Genomic DNA, 18,962 nt, shown 5'->3' on the forward strand with positions numbered 1-18,962 from the left:
CTGCCCCCAGTTCACGCGCCCTTGGGCGGGGCACCGACAACAGAACCAGTTGTCCCGCGGGCGCGGGAGTCCCTGTTGAGGGAGCCACTGACGGTGACCCCAACGAGCAGGACTCCCTGCGTCGTCCGGCTCCTGTTTCAGTGGAATCGAACCCCCACGCGATGAAGGAGCAGGCATGAAGGATGCACAACTCGGAGCACTCGCCGTTTCTCGTATCGGCCTTGGCGCCATGACGATGGCCGGCGTCTACACGTCGGAGGGGGCTCTCGACCACGGAGAGTCGATCCGTACGATTCAGCGCGCTCTCGAGCTGGGCGTCACGCACATCGACACGGCAGAGATCTACGGCCCGTACCTCAGCGAAGAGATCGTCGGTGAGGCGATCAAGGGCCGCCGCGACGAGGTCAAGATCGCCACGAAGTTCGGCCTCATCTCCCACGCAGGCGGCGGACCGGGCGTCATCGACAGCAGCGCCGCGAACGTGAAGACCGCCGTCGAGGGCTCCCTGAAGCGGCTCGGCACGGACCACATCGACCTCTACTACCAGCACCGGGTCGACCAGAACACACCCATCGAAGAGACCGCAGGAGCCGTTGCCGACCTCATTGGGGAAGGCAAGGTCCTCCACTTCGGACTCTCCGAAGCCGGACCTGCCACCATCCGGCGTGCGCACGCCGTGCAGCCGGTGAGCGCTCTCCAGACCGAGTACTCTCTGTGGACCCGGGACGTCGAAGACGAGATCCTCCCCCTCCTGCGCGAGCTGGGCATCGGGTTCGTCCCTTACTCGCCGCTCGGCCACGGTCTGCTGACCGGGCAGATCCGGAGCGTCGACGACTTCCCCGACGACGACTGGCGCAAGAGCAACCCGCGGTTCAGCGACGAGAACTTTCAGCGCAACCTCCGCATCGTCGATGAAGTCAGGGCCATCGGCGCCGAGATCGCCGCCACCCCGGCTCAGACCGCCCTCGCCTGGATCCTCACCCGAGGCGACGACATCGCGCCGATCCCCGGCACGCGTCGGGTCTCCCGCGTCGAGGAGAACACCGCCGCCGACAGCATCCGGCTCACCCCTGAGCAGGTGAAGCGGCTCGACGAGCTCGAACCGGCCGCCGGCGAGCGCCACAACGAGACCAACATGGCCTCGATCGACGCCTGACGAGAGCACCGGCGCATGCGGCCGAGCCCCGGACAGCAACTCGACGATTCAGCGATATCGGCAGTCTGACCGTGTCACGATCGTCGGATGACCGAGACCCCAAGCGCCGTCGCCGGTTGGTATCTGGATGCACAGGGAGAGATGCGCTACTGGGACGGCCAGGCGTGGACCGGGCATACCGCCAGCAACTACACGGATGCGCGTGAGCGAGGGGAATCCATCAGTCCGGTCATGGCCACGCCGGTCGTGCAAGCCATGACCAAGAAGCCATGGGCTCGTAGGTGGCAATTTTGGTTGGTCGTCGTCGTCGCGCTCTTGCTCGGCATCGGCGCGATCGGAAATGCCACGACTCCGGAACCCACCGATGATTCGCCCGGCCTGTCAGCTCACAAGGCGGATCCAGTTGAGGCATCCAGCGAACCGACGGCCACCGCTGAACCAACAGACCCGCCCACGCCGCTGCTCTTCATCACGGATCAGAAGGACGGCGATTCCTGGGAGGCATCAGATGGCACGGAGTATCGGCTCGGCCTCATCAACACGCCGGAACGAAACGAGCAATGCGGCGCCGAGGCAACTGCGTTCACGCGTCGGTTCCTCGAGGACGGATTTGCGGTCGATGCCTACGCGACCGACAGCTACGGGCGCAGCGTCGCCGAAGTGTTCGACAAGACCGGCAAGTCGCTCAATGTGGCGCTCGCGAAGAGCGGGCTCGGAGACGACCGATATCTCGACGAGTTCAGGCACGAGAACCCAGACCTGGCGGGGCGCCTCGATGACGCGCTCGCGTCAGCCGCCGCCGCCGATTGCAAGAAGGTCGTGGCACCAGTCCCGCTCGTCAGCAAGCCCAAGGCTCCGAAGCCTGCTGCCAATTGCATGACCGGTTACGACCCGTGTCTCCCCGTCGTCGCCGATCTCGACTGCGGAGAGATCGGCCACTCGGTCACCGTCACARGAAACGATCCATACCGCTTGGATCGGGACGGCGATGGGATCGGCTGCGACTAGCGGTCTGTCCGCTGCGGGCCGGAGGCCTGCAGACTTCGCGTCAGGCGATGCGCCTGATCGAGCAGAAGGCGACCGAGCTCAGGGCGGCGATCCTCACGGAACCGTGACTCGACACCCGTGAGGCTCAACGCCCACGCCGGTGTGCCGGTGGCGTCGAACACCGCAGCGGCCATGCCCCAGCTGCCCTCGACGATCAGCCCGGGGTTGGTCGCGTAGCCAACCCGACGCGTCTCCGCGACCCGGTCTCGGAGGCCGTCCGCGCTGTGAAGCTCTCCCCACGTCGATGTGAGATCGGCCCTCGCCAGGTAGGCCTCCTGCTCACGCTCCGGGAGGTGCGCCAGGATCACGAGCCCTGCGGACGCGACCCCGAGGGGGAATCGGATGCCTTCGTGCAGGACGTGCGAGCGCAACGGAAAGCTCCCGTCCTCCCGCAGCAGGCACACGGTCTCGTCGCCCCGCCGGGCGGAGAAGAACGCACTCTCGCCGGTGCCCGCCGCCAGGTCGTGGACGACCTCACGGGCGGGGTCCCTGACGTCGTAGCGCGGCGATGCCGTCGCGCCGAGGAGATAGAGCTCCGGGCCCAGGTGCCATGCGCCCGTCCCGTTGTCACGATCGACCAGGCCCTCCCGGGCCAAGGAGGTGAGCAGGCGGTGAGCCGTGGGCCTGGCCATCGCGATGTCGCGAGCCACGTCGGTGGTGGACACGCCGTGGGGCTCATGCGCGGCCACGCCTCGCAACAGATCACCGACCCGCGACACGACCTCGGGCCCTTGAGTACTCTTCGACACGCCTCCACCATAGCGTCCACTCACCGAACACCATGTGAGCAAATGTTCGCGCGGCGAGCAGTCTGACCCGTCACATTGACCCTGAGAACGTCGTCATGCGAGCGTTCGTCGAATGAACGGCAAGCAGAACGGTGAGACGGCGTACACGACCGCGGAGTCCCTCGACGGGCTCCTCCACGACGGCATGACGATCGCTGTCGGCGGATTCGGCCTGTGCGGGGTGCCGTTCGACCTGATCGAAGCGGTACGCGACTCCGGCGTGACAGACCTGACGATCGTCTCGAACAACATGGGTGTCGACGGCCTTGGACTCGGCCTGCTCCTGGAGAACCAGCAGGTGAGCAAGGTCATCGCGTCATACGTCGGCGAGAACAAGCTCTTCGCCCGCCAGTACCTCGAGGGAACGCTCGACGTCGAGTTCAACCCCCAGGGCACGCTCGCCGAAAGGTTGCGCGCAGGCGGTGCCGGCATACCCGCCTTCTACACCCGTACGGGTGTCGGCACGCAGGTCGCCGAGGGCAAGCCCACTGCCGAGTTCGACGGCATCACGTACGTCCAGGAGCGCGCGATTGCCGCCGACCTCTCCCTCGTGCACGCCCACACCGGCGACCGCCACGGCAACCTGACGTACAGGCTCGCGGCGCGGAACTTCAACCCGGTCGTCGCGACGTCAGGCCGTACGACCGTGGCCGAGGTCGAACATCTCGTGGACGCCGTCGACCCGGAGCGGGTCAACACGCCGGGTGTCTACGTCTCTCGCGTCGTCCAGGCGAAACCTCAGGACAAGCCCATCGAGCAGCGCACGACTCGTGCCCGCCAGACCGAAGGAGCCCCGGCATGACGTGGAGCAGGGACGAGATGGCAGCGATCGCAGCGCGCGAGCTGAAGGACGGCGACTACGTCAACCTCGGCATCGGCATCCCGACGCTCGTGGCGAACCACGTGCCCGAAGGCGTCTCGGTGACGCTGCAGTCGGAGAACGGCCTGCTCGGGATGGGCCCGTTCCCCTATGCGGGCGACGAAGATGCCGACCTCATCAACGCCGGCAAGCAGACCGTCACGCTCAACGAAGGCGGCAGCTACTTCGACTCGGCCGAGTCCTTCGCGATGATTCGCGGCGGGAAGGTCGACATCGCGGTTCTCGGCGCGTTGCAGGTGGCGGCCAACGGTGACCTCGCCAACTGGGCTGTGCCCGGAGCGCTCGTCAAGGGAATGGGCGGAGCCATGGACCTCGTGGCCGGCACGCGCCGCATTGTCGTGCTGACCGACCACGTCGCAAAGGATGGCAGTCCCAAGATCGTGAGCGCATGCACGCTGCCCCTCACCGGGCTCGGCGTGGTTGACCGCATCATCACCGACCGTGCGGTCATGGACGTCACGCCGGACGGGCTGGTGCTGCGACAGCTCGCGCCGGGAGAGACGCTTGAGTCCCTGCAGCAGATCACCGACGCCGACGTCAGGTCATGACGACCAGCTTCCCTGTCTAGGCTCAACGCCCCTGACCAGTTCCTCCACTGGTCGGGGGCCTTCCCGTTTCCTGGACGCAGCGAAAACTGGGCGCGATCACAGCCTCACCACAGGGTTGCGAGTGACCGTCGAGTCAGAGAACAGCACCCAGGAGGAACAGACATGGACAGATCAACAGCTGCACGCCTCGGCATCGCCGGCGCAGTGGCAGGCGCAGGACTGGCGGCCGGATGCATCGCGATGGCTTCAGCTGAGAGCACGGCCGACGCACCGACAAGCACGCAAGCCCACCCCGGCGGCCCCCGGGGTGACCGCGGCCAGATCGCCGAGGTCCTCGCCGAGGAGCTGGGTCTGAAGAAGGACGCGGTTCAGAAGGCGTTGGACGACGTACGCGACGAGCTCCGCCCCGACAAGCCAACGGACGGCAGCAGGCCCGCTCCCCCGACTGCGGCGGAGCGCACCGCGCATCAGGCGGCACTCGCCAAGGCTCTGGCGAAGGAGCTCGGAGTCTCCGAGGCCAAGGTCGAGGCCGCGCTGACGGTCGCGAACAAGCAGGCAGACGCTGACCGCCAGGAGCATCGCACGGACGCGCGGGCCGACTTGGTGACCCGGCTTGATGCCGCCGTCAAGGCGGGCACCCTGACCGAGGCCGACAAGACCTCTGTGCTGAAGGCGTTCGACGCCGAGCTCATCGGCGGCTTCGGCGGCGGTCTCGGCGGTCACGGCGGGGAAGGACAGGACTGACACTCCTCATCGAAAGCCCCGGCCCTCGACGCTTGTCGAGGGCCGGACTCCGTTCCTGCGAACCTCTTGCCGAGTCACTGCTTTACATATACCGTGCAGATGTCAAGTATAACCAGATTATACGCAGTCGACGAGAGCGAGATTCCCGTGGCGACGACCACCCAGCAGCAACCCGTCCTTGGCCTACCGGACCCCGGCGAGCGCGTCCCCCTCGTCGCTTGGCCGACCGTCGCTCTCTACGTGGGGACCCTGGGATTGTTCGCGGTGGAGATGTACGGCGCGCTGGCAGACGGATGGTCGCCGTGGATCACCGTGCCGATCGGCGCCGCGGTCACCTTCTTGATGTTCAGCGTCCTGCACGAATCAACGCATCACGCGATCAGCACGGACACCCGTCTGAACAACACCTTCGGCTACATCTCGGTGCCGTTCGTCGCGCCCTACGCGTCGTACCGGTTGCTCAAGTTCATCCACATCGAGCACCACCGCAACACCAACGAGCCCAAGTCCGTCGATCCCGACGCGTGGACGAGTGAGGGGCCGTGGTGGCAGCTTCCCTTCCGGTGGATGACCATCGAGGGCTGGTACTTCGTCTTCTACGTGCGCCGGATCTCGCAACGACCGCGCGGGGAGGTCATCGGTACCGTCGCGACGGCCGTGGGCGTCCTGGCTGCATTCGCCGGGCTGGTCGTGGCTGGGTATGGCGCCGAGCTGGTGGTCGCCTTCCTGATCCCGCAGCGCATTGGCATGGGCATCCTCGCGTGGTGGTTCGACTACCTGCCACACCATGGCTTGCCGTTCACCCAGCGGCAGGACAAGTACCGCGCCACGCGTGTGCGCGTGGGTGGCGAGTGGTGGGCGACGCCGCTGTTCGTCTACCAGAACTACCACTTGGTCCACCATCTCCACCCCAGCGTCCCGTTCTACCGGTATGTCCGTGCGTGGCGCCGCAACGAGCAGGCATACCTCGATCGCAACGCCGCCATCTCGACCGTCTTCGGCCGGTCACTCACGACGGCGGAGTACCGCACCTGGCGGCGACTGACGGACGACATCGGCCAGACGCAGACGCCTGACCGCGCGTCGGCGCAGCGGCCGGTCTTTCACCCGCTGCGGGTCCAGTCGGTCGAGCGCCTCACGGCCGACAGCCGTGCCATCACGTTCGACTTCCCCGCCGACCTCGCCCACGAGTACCGCTACGTCCAGGGGCAGCACATCACCCTGCGCGCCATGATCGACGGACAGGACGTCCGTCGCAGCTACTCGATCGTGGCACCGGTGTCCGACGGCAGCTTGCGGATCGCCGTCAAGCACCTGCCCGACGGGGTCTTCTCGACGTACGTGAACCACGAGCTCGAGGCCGGCGACATCCTCGACGTCATGACGCCGACGGGGCGCTTCCACACCGCACTCGATCCGAGCACCTCCCGGTCGTACGCCGCCGTGGCCGCAGGTTCCGGCATCACGCCGCTCATGTCGATCATCGCCACCACGCTCGAGGCCGAGCCGGACAGCACCTTCACGCTCGTGTACGGCAACAAGACGTCGGAGTCCACGATGTTCGGGCCAGAGCTGGGGGCCATGGGCGACCGGCTGACCGTCCACCACGTGCTGTCGCGCGAAGCCGGCGCCCCATTGCGCGGTCGCGTCACACCCGAGCTCGTTGACGAACTGGTCCCGCATCCCATCGACGCCTGGTTCCTCTGCGGACCGCAAGACCTGGTCGACGCGATGGAGGCGTCACTGAGCTCGCGAGAGACCCGTGTCTTGACCGAGGTGTTCCACACGGAGCCCGCGATCAGCTCCGTCGGGCTGGACGTGGAGAGCCAGGTGACCATCGCGGTCGATGGGATGGAGACGACGTTCGCCCTGCGATCGACCGGCGACACCATCCTGGACGCGGCGATGCAGCAAGGCATCGACCCGCCCTACTCCTGCGCCGGCGGCGCGTGCGGCACCTGCCGCGCCAAAGTCCTGCTCGGCCGGGCCGTCATGGACCAGAACCACGTGCTCAGCGACGAGGAGATCGAAACCGGATACATCCTCACCTGCCAGGCGCACCCGGTAAGCGAGGAGCTCCGGATCGACTACGACGCGTAGTCCGGCGGCCTGGAAATGTCAGCTGACCGCCGCGTGCATGGCGCGCGGCGGTCAGCTGCCTGGGCTCACAGGTCCGACTGAGCCAGCGCTCGTCCCTTCATCTTGAGGCCGAGTGCGACGACGCATCCGACGGCGAGCCAGATGAGGCCGACGGTCTTCGCGTTGCTGCTCGCGTTCCACAGGGCGTACAGCAAGACAGCCCCTCCGATCACCGGCGACACCAAGTGCGCGAAGTACTTTCGAGACTTGTTGCGGACGATGAAGTGCCTCAGCACACTCACGTGCAGAAGGACGTAGGCCGTCAGAGCACCGAATGTCACCAGGCTGGTCAGCAGTGCGATGTGCTCGACACCGAAAATTCCGATGACGATCGAGAGGGCAGCAATGAACAGCATTGCATTCGTCGGCACCTGCCGAGACGTGACCTTCGACAGGAACTTCGGGAGCTGCTTGTCACGCGCCATGCTGAAGAGCAGACGGGACGAGATCCCGTTCGAGGCGACGGTGTTGGCGAACAGCGCGATCATGGCCGCGACCAACGTCAGGACGACCTTGAACCAGTCCGCCATGATGTCACCGGTGATGTTGTAGAACGCGTTGTTGACAGCGTCGCCCTCGGCGAACTCCGTGCCCTTCGGCACGAACGCCGCGGCGAAGTAGACCTGAACGACGAACATCACGGTGACGGCCCAGAGCACGATCATCGTTGCGCGCGCGGTGGTCTTGCCACCTTCGACCGCCTCCTCGTTGAGGGTGGCGATCCCGTCGAACCCGACATAGCTGAGCGCAGCGATCGGGATCGCACCGAAAATCAGGTGCCACGAGAAGTCGTCCGGGTTGAAGATCGGCGCAAATGAGAACGAGCCCTGTCCTTGCGAGATCGCCACGATGGACCACCCGATGAACACGGCCAGAGTCACCATCTGGATGTAGAGAAAGATTCGGTTCATCCTGGCAGTGAAGTCAATGCCGAGAATGTTGATCGTGACGGACGCAAGGACGAAGAAGACAACCCACACCTCGCCAGGTATGCCGTCCACCAGTGTTGTCATGGCACTCGCCGCGAACACACAGAGCAGGGCGGGCAACAACAGGTAGTCCAGGAGAATCGCCCAGCCGCTGATGAAGCCGACGAAGTCGCCGATGCCGTTGCGGACGTATGAGTAGACAGAGCCGGCGATGGGGAACTCTGTCGCCATTTCCCTGTAGCTCACCGCGCTGAAGAACATCGCAATGGCCGCGACCACATACACCAGGACGACAGCGCCCGATGAGAAGTTGTAGACGATCCCGAAGACCGCGACCGGTGCGAGGGGAACCATGTAGATGAGGCCGTAGATCACGACATCAGCCAGCGACATCGATCGCTTGAGCTCTTGTTCGTAACCAAGCGCGTGAAGGGTGTCCTCGGCCTCGTGGCCTGGCCCATCAGCTGCGCGTCCTAGCTCGGTGGACATAGTGTGCTCGATTCTGAGAAGCGGCCCACGAAGGAGCCGAAGTTCCCATCACCGTAAATTTCGGCCCACTCGAATCCCATACGCAGATGTGCGTAATCGCGTCTACGCCGCCGGAGAACTACGTATGTCGACCGATGGTGCACATCCCCTCACATTCCTACTGTGACAGGAATCGGTCAAGAGGAGTCAGATGATGGCGCAGCGCACAACCACGGAGCGGGTAGCCGAGCTGGACACGGTGTTCAACCGCCGGTTCAACGCACGAGTCAGGGCTGACCTGACGAGCGAAGTCCTCGACGAGCTGCACCGCAATCCTCTCGGTCCGCACACCGACAAGGCGTCGCGAGTCAGGCGCGCCCTGGGCAGCATGGCGATCACCGGCAAGCAGCTCATCTTGTCCCTGGGCCCCGACGGGCCGTGGGCGATCGGCGTTGTCACCGTAGGAGCCCCGGGCAACCTGGTCGTCGATACCGACGACCACCACAGCTACGAGGACGCCATGCGCGTCATCTTCGCGAATCGCGCTGCACAGTTTGCCGACCCGGTCGGCACGGAAGGAACATCCCATGAGAACTGACACTGCTGGCCTCTTCGGCTACAGCAATACGCTGTCCGGCCGCGCCGGCGAGACCCTCTCATTCCACGTCAGCGCCGAAAACGTCGAACGATACCGCGCCGAGCTCGTACGTCTGCGCCACGGATTCACCGGCTCGGCCGGGCCGGGATTTCTCGAGGAACCAGTCCCCAGCTCGATCGACGGCGAGTACGTCGGGCAGGTCCAGACCTGCCAGCCCGGTTCGTACGTCGAGGTCAAACATGATGGCAAGCTCGCCGACTGCACCGAGACCTCGATCCGGGCGTACGTCTATCCCACCCTGCCTCGCAGCGAACGATCCGGGGAGTTCGGCGCCTACCACGTCTCTCAGAACTCGATGGTCAGCGACAGCCAGCTCCAGACGGTCCTGAGCACCACGGCCGCTGGTGAGATCGGGGGCTACTCGCTGGCCCTCGACGACGGGATCCCGACGTTTTCCTGGTTCACGGATGGGGCCTTCCAGACCCTCAAGCTGAATCACCATCTGCAGGACCACCAGTGGTACCTGCTCGAGGTGACGGCCTCCGCAGCGGGAGGTGCCGTCACGCTGTCCGCCTCCCCCATCGCCAACATCATGAACTGCAACGCGGAAGCGACTGCCGGACTCGACATCGACTTCGCGAGAAGCAGCGCAACCGATTTCGAACCGCGAGTCGGCGATCTCAGGATCGGCTCCTCTGCGCGCCGGGCGGGAAACCGTCTCCTCGCGCACGAGACGTTCAACGGCAAGATCGGCGGAGTACGGATCGATCGGTTGGGACCGGAGTCCGATCAGAAAACGTTGGGCGCCTGGCACTTCGGCGTCAGTCCGCGAGCCGACGGCCTCCTGCTCGACATCGTGGTCGACCGCTCTTCCAACGCCTTCCACGGGACGTGCGTCAATACGCCCACCCGAGGCGTGACGGGACCGCTGTTCCAGGGCTTCGTGACCGACTTCCGTCGGGTGCCGGACGAGTACGACGCCATTCACTTCCACGACGACGACATCACCGATGCAGACTGGCCGGCCTCTTTCTCCTTCGAGATCCCCGACAGCCTCCCCAGTGGTGTGTACGCGGCAAAGGTCAGCGCTCCGGGAGCGGAGCAATACATGCCGTTCTTCGTTCTGCCGTCCGAGCGCAAGAACCGCGTGGCCGTCCTCTTCAGCACCGCGACCTACCTGGCGTACTCGAACGATCGCATTGCCTTCGAGGCTGACCAGGCTGAGATCATCGTCAGCCACACCCCGATCGTCGATGCTCTCGATCTGGCGCTTCAGGACCACCCCGAGTTCGGTCGGTCCTGCTACGAGATCCACAACGACGGCTCCGGCGTCGTGTTCGGAAGCTCTCGTCGTCCGATCCTCACAATGCAGCCGACTCACCGCGCGTGGTTCCAGCACGGCGGCGCCTGGGGCCTGCCTGCCGACCTCTGCATCTCTCACTGGCTGGAACACGAGTCGGTCCCCTTCGATGCCATCACAGACCAGGACCTGGACCGCGAGGGCTATTCGCTGCTCGAGGGCTACGAGGTCGTCATCACCGGCGCCCATCCTGAGTACGTCACCAGATCCGAGATCGAATCGATCGATAAATACCTGGCGACAGGTGGCCGCCTGATGTACCTCGGAGGCAACGGATTCTTCGCCACCGTCTCCTTCGACCCCGACCATCCGCACGTCATGGAGCTGAGGCGCGCAGACGGCGGAACCCGTCCCCACCAGTCACCATTTGGCGACGCGCGCCACACGACGTCTGGCGAGAAGGCCGGCTTGTGGCGCAACAAGGGCCTGCCGCCGCAAAAGCTGGTCGGAGTCGGCTTCGCCGCGCAGGGATTCGATCGCTCCACCCACTATGAACGCCTTCAGGACAGCCACGACCCGATGGCGGCTTTCGTTTTCGACGGGATCGAGTCCGAGGAACTCATCGGCGGCTTCGGGATCATGGGCGGCGGGGCAGCGGGCGCCGAGATCGACTGCTATGACCCGTCCCTGGGCACAGCACCCGGGGCGCTGCTCCTGGCGACGTCCGGCCCCTTCTCCGACGGGTATCTGCTCGCTGCGGAAGAGGTGTACGAGACGTTGCCCGGGCTTGGCGGGACCGAGAATCCGCGCGTTCGTGCAGATATCGTCCTGTGCCCCATCGAGGGCGGAGGTGCGTACTTCTCCGTTGGATCCATCGCCTTCTCGGGATCTCTCTCGCACGACAGCTACGAGAACAACGTGGCTCGTATGACCGGCAACGTCCTCCACCGCTTTCTCCGCAAGGAACCGATCGACAACGTCGTTTGAACTCGTTTCGCAACGCATCAGCGGGCCGGGAGTAGAGTTGGTGCTCTCTCATCGCGACCCAGAGGTGGCTGTCTTGGACACTCCCCACAGTCGTGTGCTGGTGGAGGCAGCGTTTGCCGCTGGCTCATCTGACCCGGTTGACGCGGCGGAGTCCGTGCTCTCGATCCTTCGTCCGGCGATCCGCGATGAGGCCAGCAGCTTGATGATGTGGGACGAGTCAACCCACACCCACATCGCGATCGCCGCCAGCGGATACGACAACGAGACCCTCAAGACGCTCGGGGATGCCTATGCAGAGTCCGTGGCACACGCCTCCCTTCGCCGGAGCGGTCGAGCCACCCGCATCATCGACATGCCCAGCGACTATATGGACTCAGAGATCTACTACCGGGTGGCCGGCTCGGCGGGATTCGGAGATGGCATGTCCGTGTTCCTGTTCTCCGCAGCCCATGAGTACGTGGGCATGCTTCACATGTCGGCTGCCGCGCCGAACACGTTCGGCGACGAATCGGCAGAGCTCATCAACACCCTCCGACCGATCGTGTCGCACCTGTGCAACGCAGTGGCACCTCGGCACGTGATCCTCGCAGCACCCTCGTCCATGCGCGCGAGTCTCATGGACGACTCCGGGCGCGTGTGGCAGATCGAGGACTGTGAACCCTCACGTGTCGCAGAGTCAGACGGCTTCGACGGCGTGCTGGACAACTTCCTTCGGTCCCGGCTGTCGAGCACCCAGGGCGTCTGGCCTGTGGGCAATCACTGGGTCAGCGTCGACCTGACCCGCGCACATCATCCGTTCGATCGGACGAAGTCAGCTGCGATGATTCGCGAACGGCCAGCAGACCATCTCATGGGACTCTCGCCGCGAGAGCTGGACATCCTGCACGGGATGGCAATGGGTCATAGCAACCATCAAATCGCCGAAGACCGTTGGATCTCCCCACGCACCGTCACGACGCACGTCGAGCACATCCTCGAAAAGATGGACCAGCGATCGCGCGCGGGTGCCGTTTCGGCAGCTTCACGGCTCGGCCTACTTCGGTTCGGCGGCGAGGGCTCGTAATCGCTGGTGCGGCGCGTTCGGCGGCGCCGCCTCAGACGTTGAAGCGGAACTCGACGACGTCGCCGTCGGCCATGACGTAGTCCTTGCCCTCCATGCGCACCTTGCCGGCGGACTTGGCCGCCGCCATCGTGCCGGCCGCGACGAGATCGTCGAAGGACACGATCTCGGCCTTGATGAAGCCACGCTCGAAGTCGGTGTGGATGACGCCGGCSGCCTGCGGGGCGGTCGCACCCTTGGGGATCGTCCACGCGCGTGACTCCTTGGGGCCGGCGGTGAGGTACGTCTGCAGGCCGAGGGTGTCGAAGCCGACCCGTGCCAGTGCGTCGAGGCCGGGCTCGTCAACGCCCATGTCGGCGAGCATCTCGGCGCGCATCGCCTCGGCTTCTTCGTCGTCACCGAGCTCGACCAGCTCGGCCTCGGACTTGGCGTCGAGGAAGATCGCCTCGGCCGGCGCGACGATCTCGCGCATACGGGCCTTGAGGTCCTCGTCGTTGAGCTCGTCGGTGTCGCAGTTGAAGACGAACAGCTGGCGCTTGGCGCTCAGTAGGTGCAGGTCGCGGATCGCGTCGAGGTCGAGACCGGCCTGGAACGCACCCTTGCCACCCTCGAGCACGGCCTGGGCTTCCTTGGCGGCCTCGAACGCGGGGACGAGTGACTTGTCCTTGCGCGACTCCTTGTCGAGGCGCGGCAGCGCGTTCTCGAGGGTCTGCAGGTCGGCGAGGATCAGCTCGGTCGAGATCGTCTCGATGTCGTCGGCGGGCGACACCTTGCCGTCGACGTGCGTCACGTCCTCGTCGCGGAACACGCGGGTGACCTGGCAGATCGCGTCGGACTCACGGATGTGCGAGAGGAACTTGTTGCCGAGCCCCTCCCCCTCCGAGGCGCCGCGGACGATGCCGGCGATGTCGACGAACTGGACCGTCGCGGGAAGCTGACGCTCCGAGCCGAAGATCTCGGCGAGCTTGCCGAGCCGGTGGTCGGGCACGCCCACCACGCCGACGTTGGGCTCGATCGTCGCGAACGGGTAGTTCGCCGCGAGGACGTCGTTCTTGGTCAGTGCGTTGAAAAGGGTCGACTTGCCCGCGTTGGGGAGTCCGACGATGCCGATGCTGAGAGCCACGATCGACAAGCCTACGGGTTCAGGGGCAGTCGAGGCGAAACGCCCGTAGCTCCCGGTCGTACCAGTCGGACCTGAGGCCCAGATCGGTCATGCCCAGGCGCCGGCAGACCGCCTGCGACGGGACGTTGTCGCGGTGCGTCACGGCATACAGCTCAGGTATGTCCGACGCAAAGGCGCGGTCGACGAGGGCGCGCGCCGCCTCGGTGGCATAGCCGTTGCCCCACGCATCGGGGTGGAAGTGCCAGCCGATCTCCATGTCGTCGCGATCGACCCCCGCGCTGCTCGGGATCGGCACGAGCAAGGCCATGCCCACGGGGGTCTCAGCACCGTCTGGCACGGCCGCGAACATGCCCGCGACCGGGTGATCGCCTGCGCGCTGGGGGTAGCTGGCGATGCGCGCGACGGCCTCGTCGCGATGCGCCATGGGTACGCCCTGGCCGCTCCACCTCGCGACCTCGGGCCGGCGGAACAGGTCGAACAGGAAGTCGGCATCGTCAGCGATGAAGGGACGCAGCGTCAGGCGAGGAGTCTCGATCGTCGCGGGCACTCATCGTTTGTATCAGGCCCGGAAAGTCAAACGTCCCGTCAAACACCTCAGGCGTTCGATGGCTGTCAGGGAGCCGGCAAAGCGTCGGCTCATGATGAAAGGAAACACCAATGGCGCTCTTCATGGACGTCCACAACATCGAGGGCGGTGTGTCGGCCACCGACGTGGCCGGCGCCCACCAGGCGGATCTCGCGACCCAAGGCGCGTACGGGGTCAACTACCTCCGCTACTGGGTCGACGAGGAGGCGGGCAAGATCTTCTGCCTCGTCGAGTCGCCCGACGCCGAGACCGCGCACACGGTCCACCGTGAGGCTCATGGACTCGTCGCCGACGAGATCTACCCGGTCGGAGAATTCTCCTGATCACAGGGAAAAACTCCCGGAGGACGGCGGTGCGTGACAGGATCGCAAGTGACATGAGCACCGTCGTCCACCTCCTGGGCCGGCCCAGCATCACGCTGCCGTCGGGTGACTCCTACCAGTTCCGCAGCCGCAAGAGCTGGGCGATCCTGGCCTACCTGATCCTCAGCGACCAGCCGCCGAGCCGCAGCCAGCTCGCGGCGCTGCTGTTCGACCAGGCCGACGATCCCACGCGGGCACTTAGGTGGAGCCTCGCGGAGGTACGCCGCGGGCTGGGTGAGGGCGGTTCGGTCGACGGTGACCCCGTGGTGCTCGAGCTGCCGCCCGGCGCGATCGTCGATGTCGAGGTCGTGGCCCGCGGGTCGTGGCCCGACGCCGTGAGCCTGGCTGGCCTGGGCGCGGAGCTGCTCGAGGGCATGACGATGCGTGGCGCTGCGGCGTTCGAGACCTGGCTGCTCTCCAAGCAGCGCCATGTGGCCGCCGCTTCAGAGGCGATCCTCCACGAGGCGGCCCTGAGCTGCATGTCTAGGGGCGACCTAGACGTCGCGATCGACTACGCCGCGCGCGCCGCCGCCATGAGCCCGTACGACGAGAACCACCAGGTGTTGCTGATCCGCCTCTACCGCCTGTCCGGCGACGACGAACGCGCCACCCGCCAGTACGCCGCCTGCCGCGAGACGTTCCAGCGCGAGCTCGGCGTGGAGCCCAGCCTCGCCGTCGAGCAGGCGATGCGTGAGGCCTTGCCCGGCAACGAGACCGTCGCCAGCGACACGACGATCGACGCGCTCGTCGAGGCCGGCGCCGCCGCAGTGGCCGCCGGAGCCGTCATGGCCGGCGTGCAGTCCCTGCGTACGGCCGCCCGCTTCGCCGACGCGGCGGGCGCTGGACGACTCAGCGTGAGCTCCCGCCAGGTCCTCGGCGAGACGCTCATCCACTCGCTCGGCGGACTCGACGAGGAAGGCGTCGCGATGCTCCACGAGGCCAACGAGATCGCGATCGACCACGGCCTGGACGACGCGATCGCGCAGGCGCGGGCCGAGCTCGGCTACGTCGACTACCTTCGCGCACGCTACGACCGTGCAGAAGTCTGGCTCACCGAGGCATTGGAGTACGCGGACGGCTCCCCCGCCGTGACCGCGAAGGCCACGACCTATCTCGGCTGCGTCGAGTCCGACCGGGCCAGCTATCGCAGCTCCCTGCGTCTGCTCGACGATGCCGTCGTGCTGTCGAAGTCGGCCGGGACGCCTCGGATGGGCGCGTTCGCGCTCTCGATGCACGGCCGCGTCCATCTTCTGCGAGGAGAGCTCGATCTCGCGGCCAAGAGCCTCGACGCCTCGATTCGCCTCGCCGAACGCGATCATTGGCTGGCATTCCTGCCGTGGCCCCAGGCCCTGCTCGGAGAGGTGCTGGTGTGCCGTGGTGATGTCGGCGACGCCGCGGCCCTGCTCGACCAGGCTTTCGCCCGAGCCTGTCAGCTCGGCAACCCGTGCTGGGAAGGCATCGCTGCACGCGGTCTTGCCCTCGTCGCGCATGCGACCGGCGACACCGGTCACGCCTTCGACATCCTGGCCGACGCGCTGTCCCGCAGCGACCGGCTGGCCGACCCATACATCTGGCTGGGCGGATACATCCTCGACGTGCGGTGCAGGCTTGGCGTCGAGCACAGCCACGCGGACACTCCGCAGTGGGTCGAGGCGATGCAGAAGCTGACGGCACGGACCAACATGCGTGAGCTGGGCGTGAGGTCACTTCTGCACGGCGCGGCTCTCGGCAACGACGGCGATCTCGCCGCGGCGAGACTGCTCGCTGCTGACCTCGACAACCCAGCGCTGACGCAGCTGCTAGACCTCGTACGTTCGTAACCAGCCGGCTCGACACCTACCGCAATGACGACGAACAGGCCAGTGGGTCAACTACCGTCATAGACATGTCGCAGGCGGTGTCCCGCACACCCGCAGCCATGGCCCGGCGCGATCCGAGCGCCCGCCAGGCGATCGTCGTCGCCTGCCTGTCGATGGCCGTGGTGACCGGCCTCGACCTCACGGACGGCCACATCGGAGTGCTGTTCTCGGTCGGCTTCATCCTGATCTCCGTGACGGTGCCGCTGGCGGTCGACGTACGCTCCCTGTTCCCCGCAGGCGTCCTGCCACCGGCGCTGCTGATCGGCAGCCTCCTGCTGGTCTGCATGTTCGCCTCGTCGGCGATCCAGGTCGACGGTCTCGCCAAGGACGTCGGCCTGATCGGCCGCTTCATCGCGACCGTGATCGACCATGGTCTGATCCTGGTGATCGGCCACGGCCTCGCACTCGGCATCATCGCACTGCGCATCCTGGCCGACCGCGACCGCTGACCCGCCGAGGCCACGGCCGCGGGCGGCCTGCGCACCTCAACCAGCGGCCCTACGTCAGCCGTTGGCCTGGTCGATGAAGCACCAGCGCCACGCCTCGCCCGGCTCGAAGCTCCGGACCACCGGGTGGTTGGTGTCCTGATAGTGCTTCGTCGCGTGCTTGCCCACTGACGAGTCGCAGCAGCCCACGTGGCCACAGGCCATGCAGAGCCGCAGGTGGACCCAGTCGCCGCCCTCCTCGAGGCACTCCTCGCACCCCGTCGGCGTCGTCGGGTTGGGCAGGGCGCAGGCGTTGGCAAGGTGCTCACACGCCGCACCGGTGTCTGTCGGTCGCAGGTCCTCCTCGCGGTTCGCCGTCGTGTCGTCCTCGTACGCCACGTCGAGGATCGACTCCTCCACGTCGAGGGCGTTCATGACCTGCGCGAGCACGACCTGGTCCACGGTCCCCAGCTTGCGTATGCGCAGGAGCTCCTCCCGCTCGCGCTTGATCATCTCGCCGCGGATGCGGGAGTACTGCGCGCTCGGCGTCTCCGCCCCGCCGAGTCGCTCCCACACGGCGTTCGTACGATCGATGGCCCGCTCCCGCAGCCGGTGCATGACGGCGTCGGACACGCCGTCGTGGACCTCGGTGTCGAGGTAGGCCATGCCGGCGTCGGTGACCGACTGCAGCACCGTGGCTTCCTGGAGGTGGTCCTCCTGGACGTCCGGGCCTGGCACCTTGAGCCAGCGCACGAATGCCGGGATGGTCAGGCCCTGGATCAGCAGGGTGCCGACGGTCACGACGAACGCCATCAGCACCAGCACCTCGCGCTCGGGGGTGTCCTCCGGCAGCAGGAACACCGCGGCGAGCGTGACGACGCCGCGCATGCCAGTCCACGCGACGAGGAACGCCGCCTGCGGGGTTGGCCTCGCCTCGGCCTCGGCGATCCTCGGGATCATCCGCGGGAGGTAGGTCGCCGGGAAGACCCAGATGATGCGCAGCACGATGACCGCGACGAGCACCGCGATGCAGGACCAGGTGATGCGTGCCGTCGACAGGTCGCTGTTGCTCAGATCGTTGACGATCGACTTGATCTGCAGGCCGATCAGCAGGAAGACGGCGTTCTCCAGGACGTACGAGATCGTGGTCCAGTTGGTGCGCTCGAACAGCCGTGACGACGCGGACTGGATGCGCGGCGACTTGTGCCCGAGGATCACGCCGGCGACGACGACCGCCAGCACGCCCGACGGCTGCGAGTCCATGCCGGGGATGTGGATCTGCTCGGCCGGGAGGTACGCGATCCAGGGCGTGAGCAGGGAGACCGCGACGTCGGTGACGTCGTCCTGGATGTATTTGCGGATGTGCCCGATGACGAACGCCACGGCCAGGCCGATCAGCACGCCACCGATCGCCGAGACGAGGAACCCGCCAGCGATCTGCCACACGCTGACCGAGCCGGAGATCGCTGCGATCGAGGTCCGCAGCGTCACGATCGCGGTCGCGTCGTTGACCAGGCTCTCGCCCTCGAGGATCGTGATGACGCGGCGCGGCAGGCCGACCCGGCGCGCGATTGCGGTGGCCGCGACCGCGTCCGGCGGCGCCACGACGGCACCGAGCGCGAAGCCCACCGCGAGCTTCACGTCGAGCATCGCCCACACGACGAGCCCGACGCCGACCGTCGTGAACAGCACGAGCCCGACACTCAGCAGGGCAATGGGTCGCCGGTACGTCTGGAAGTCGATCAACGACGTGCGGATCGACGCGGCATACAGCAGCGGCGGCAGCAGGCCGATCAGCACGATCTCGGGCGTCAGCTCGAAGTCCGGCACGAACTCGAGATAGGACCCGACGATGCCCACGACGATCAGCACCAGCGGCGCCGACAGCTTCATCCGGCCGGCCGCGGCGCTGACCGCGACGACGATGGCCAGCAGGGTCACGAGCGTCAGGGCTGTGTGCACG

Annotated in this window: 17 protein-coding genes and 1 pseudogene; 13 read left to right on the forward strand and 5 right to left on the reverse strand. The window is 66.3% G+C overall.

Annotated features, from left to right (window positions below; all coding sequences use genetic code 11):
• Positions 1-175 precede the first annotated feature (175 nt).
• From AC1DVU_RS12430 to AC1DVU_RS12440, 3 genes and pseudogenes are all read left to right on the forward strand, one after another.
• Entirely contained in the window at positions 176-1,156 is a 981-nt protein-coding gene (locus AC1DVU_RS12430; protein WP_476922752.1) for an aldo/keto reductase, read from the forward strand.
• Positions 1,157-1,243: 87 nt separating this feature from the next.
• Positions 1,244-1,333, forward strand: a pseudogene (locus tag AC1DVU_RS12435) (DUF2510 domain-containing protein); the annotation flags it as partial.
• Positions 1,334-1,387: 54 nt separating this feature from the next.
• Positions 1,388-2,164 carry a thermonuclease family protein gene (locus AC1DVU_RS12440; RefSeq protein WP_476922927.1) on the forward strand — a complete coding sequence of 259 codons (777 nt, stop codon included), beginning with the start codon at positions 1,388-1,390 and terminating at the stop codon, positions 2,162-2,164.
• Here AC1DVU_RS12440 and AC1DVU_RS12445 read toward each other — a convergent pair.
• Complete coding sequence (locus AC1DVU_RS12445) at positions 2,161-2,952, reverse strand: IclR family transcriptional regulator (RefSeq protein ID WP_476922753.1); 792 nt, start codon at positions 2,950-2,952, stop codon at positions 2,161-2,163. The genes AC1DVU_RS12440 and AC1DVU_RS12445 overlap by 4 nt on opposite strands.
• 112 nt (positions 2,953-3,064) lie before the next feature.
• On the opposite strand from AC1DVU_RS12445, the gene AC1DVU_RS12450 reads away from it, so the two are divergent.
• The 4 genes from AC1DVU_RS12450 (at position 3,065) to AC1DVU_RS12465 (ending at position 7,263) form a co-directional block, all read left to right on the forward strand.
• Positions 3,065-3,793: a CoA transferase subunit A gene (locus AC1DVU_RS12450; RefSeq protein WP_476922754.1), complete on the forward strand. Its 729-nt coding sequence runs from the start codon at positions 3,065-3,067 to the stop codon at positions 3,791-3,793.
• Entirely contained in the window at positions 3,790-4,419 is a 630-nt protein-coding gene (locus AC1DVU_RS12455) for a CoA transferase subunit B (protein ID WP_476922755.1), read from the forward strand. The genes AC1DVU_RS12450 and AC1DVU_RS12455 overlap by 4 nt, the downstream gene beginning before the upstream one ends.
• Before the next feature lie 162 nt (positions 4,420-4,581).
• Positions 4,582-5,163 carry a hypothetical protein gene (locus AC1DVU_RS12460; protein WP_476922756.1) on the forward strand — a complete coding sequence of 194 codons (582 nt, stop codon included), beginning with the start codon at positions 4,582-4,584 and terminating at the stop codon, positions 5,161-5,163.
• A 147-nt stretch (positions 5,164-5,310) separates the two neighbouring features.
• Positions 5,311-7,263, forward strand: coding sequence for a fatty acid desaturase (locus tag AC1DVU_RS12465; RefSeq protein WP_476922757.1), 1,953 nt, complete (start codon positions 5,311-5,313; stop codon positions 7,261-7,263).
• A 65-nt stretch (positions 7,264-7,328) separates the two neighbouring features.
• Here AC1DVU_RS12465 and AC1DVU_RS12470 read toward each other — a convergent pair whose 3' ends face one another.
• Complete coding sequence (locus AC1DVU_RS12470; protein ID WP_476922758.1) at positions 7,329-8,720, reverse strand: APC family permease; 1,392 nt, start codon at positions 8,718-8,720, stop codon at positions 7,329-7,331.
• Between the two features lie 193 nt (positions 8,721-8,913).
• On the opposite strand from AC1DVU_RS12470, the gene AC1DVU_RS12475 reads away from it, so the two are divergent.
• The 3 genes from AC1DVU_RS12475 to AC1DVU_RS12485 all read left to right on the forward strand — a co-directional run bounded on the left by AC1DVU_RS12475 (position 8,914) and on the right by AC1DVU_RS12485 (position 12,647).
• Entirely contained in the window at positions 8,914-9,297 is a 384-nt protein-coding gene (locus AC1DVU_RS12475) for a N,N-dimethylformamidase alpha subunit family protein (protein ID WP_476922759.1), read from the forward strand.
• A complete protein-coding gene (locus AC1DVU_RS12480) occupies positions 9,287-11,584 on the forward strand; it encodes a N,N-dimethylformamidase beta subunit family domain-containing protein (RefSeq protein WP_476922760.1) in 2,298 nt (765 codons plus the stop codon). The genes AC1DVU_RS12475 and AC1DVU_RS12480 overlap by 11 nt, the downstream gene beginning before the upstream one ends.
• Positions 11,585-11,657: 73 nt before the next feature.
• Entirely contained in the window at positions 11,658-12,647 is a 990-nt protein-coding gene (locus AC1DVU_RS12485) for a helix-turn-helix transcriptional regulator (protein WP_476922761.1), read from the forward strand.
• Between the two features lie 31 nt (positions 12,648-12,678).
• Here AC1DVU_RS12485 and ychF read toward each other — a convergent pair whose 3' ends face one another.
• A complete protein-coding gene (gene ychF / locus AC1DVU_RS12490; RefSeq protein ID WP_476922762.1) occupies positions 12,679-13,767 on the reverse strand; it encodes a redox-regulated ATPase YchF in 1,089 nt (362 codons plus the stop codon).
• 19 nt (positions 13,768-13,786) lie between these two features.
• Positions 13,787-14,314, reverse strand: a complete 528-nt coding sequence (locus AC1DVU_RS12495; RefSeq protein WP_476922763.1) for a GNAT family N-acetyltransferase — start codon at positions 14,312-14,314, stop codon at positions 13,787-13,789.
• A gap of 110 nt (positions 14,315-14,424) precedes the next feature.
• Between AC1DVU_RS12495 and AC1DVU_RS12500 the strand changes: the two genes are divergently transcribed.
• From AC1DVU_RS12500 to AC1DVU_RS12510, 3 genes are all read left to right on the forward strand, one after another.
• Entirely contained in the window at positions 14,425-14,676 is a 252-nt protein-coding gene (locus tag AC1DVU_RS12500) for a DUF4242 domain-containing protein (RefSeq protein WP_476922764.1), read from the forward strand.
• 53 nt (positions 14,677-14,729) lie between these two features.
• A complete protein-coding gene (locus tag AC1DVU_RS12505) occupies positions 14,730-16,535 on the forward strand; it encodes a BTAD domain-containing putative transcriptional regulator (RefSeq protein WP_476922765.1) in 1,806 nt (601 codons plus the stop codon).
• Positions 16,536-16,600: 65 nt separating this feature from the next.
• Entirely contained in the window at positions 16,601-17,023 is a 423-nt protein-coding gene (locus AC1DVU_RS12510; protein WP_476922766.1) for a DUF6542 domain-containing protein, read from the forward strand.
• Positions 17,024-17,077: 54 nt separating this feature from the next.
• Here AC1DVU_RS12510 and AC1DVU_RS12515 read toward each other — a convergent pair whose 3' ends face one another.
• Positions 17,078-18,961, reverse strand: a complete 1,884-nt coding sequence (locus tag AC1DVU_RS12515; RefSeq protein ID WP_476922767.1) for a Na+/H+ antiporter — start codon at positions 18,959-18,961, stop codon at positions 17,078-17,080.
• Position 18,962: the final 1 nt, after the last annotated feature.

The sequence above is a fragment of the Aeromicrobium sp. P2_G6 genome, from assembly GCF_056403535.1.

What these genes read in the sequence shown, in the direction of transcription:
- AC1DVU_RS12510 (WP_476922766.1), top strand. Translation starts at nt 16,601, where the DNA reads ATGTCGCAGGCGGTGTCCCGCACACCCGCAGCCATGGCCCGGCGCGAT.
- AC1DVU_RS12480 (WP_476922760.1), top strand. Translation starts at nt 9,287, where the DNA reads ATGAGAACTGACACTGCTGGCCTCTTCGGCTACAGCAATACGCTGTCC.
- AC1DVU_RS12475 (WP_476922759.1), top strand. Translation starts at nt 8,914, where the DNA reads ATGGCGCAGCGCACAACCACGGAGCGGGTAGCCGAGCTGGACACGGTG.
- AC1DVU_RS12460 (WP_476922756.1), top strand. Translation starts at nt 4,582, where the DNA reads ATGGACAGATCAACAGCTGCACGCCTCGGCATCGCCGGCGCAGTGGCA.
- AC1DVU_RS12470 (WP_476922758.1), bottom strand. Translation starts at nt 8,720, where the DNA reads ATGTCCACCGAGCTAGGACGCGCAGCTGATGGGCCAGGCCACGAGGCC.
- AC1DVU_RS12430 (WP_476922752.1), top strand. Translation starts at nt 176, where the DNA reads ATGAAGGATGCACAACTCGGAGCACTCGCCGTTTCTCGTATCGGCCTT.
- AC1DVU_RS12505 (WP_476922765.1), top strand. Translation starts at nt 14,730, where the DNA reads ATGAGCACCGTCGTCCACCTCCTGGGCCGGCCCAGCATCACGCTGCCG.
- AC1DVU_RS12450 (WP_476922754.1), top strand. Translation starts at nt 3,065, where the DNA reads ATGAACGGCAAGCAGAACGGTGAGACGGCGTACACGACCGCGGAGTCC.
- AC1DVU_RS12500 (WP_476922764.1), top strand. Translation starts at nt 14,425, where the DNA reads ATGGCGCTCTTCATGGACGTCCACAACATCGAGGGCGGTGTGTCGGCC.
- AC1DVU_RS12455 (WP_476922755.1), top strand. Translation starts at nt 3,790, where the DNA reads ATGACGTGGAGCAGGGACGAGATGGCAGCGATCGCAGCGCGCGAGCTG.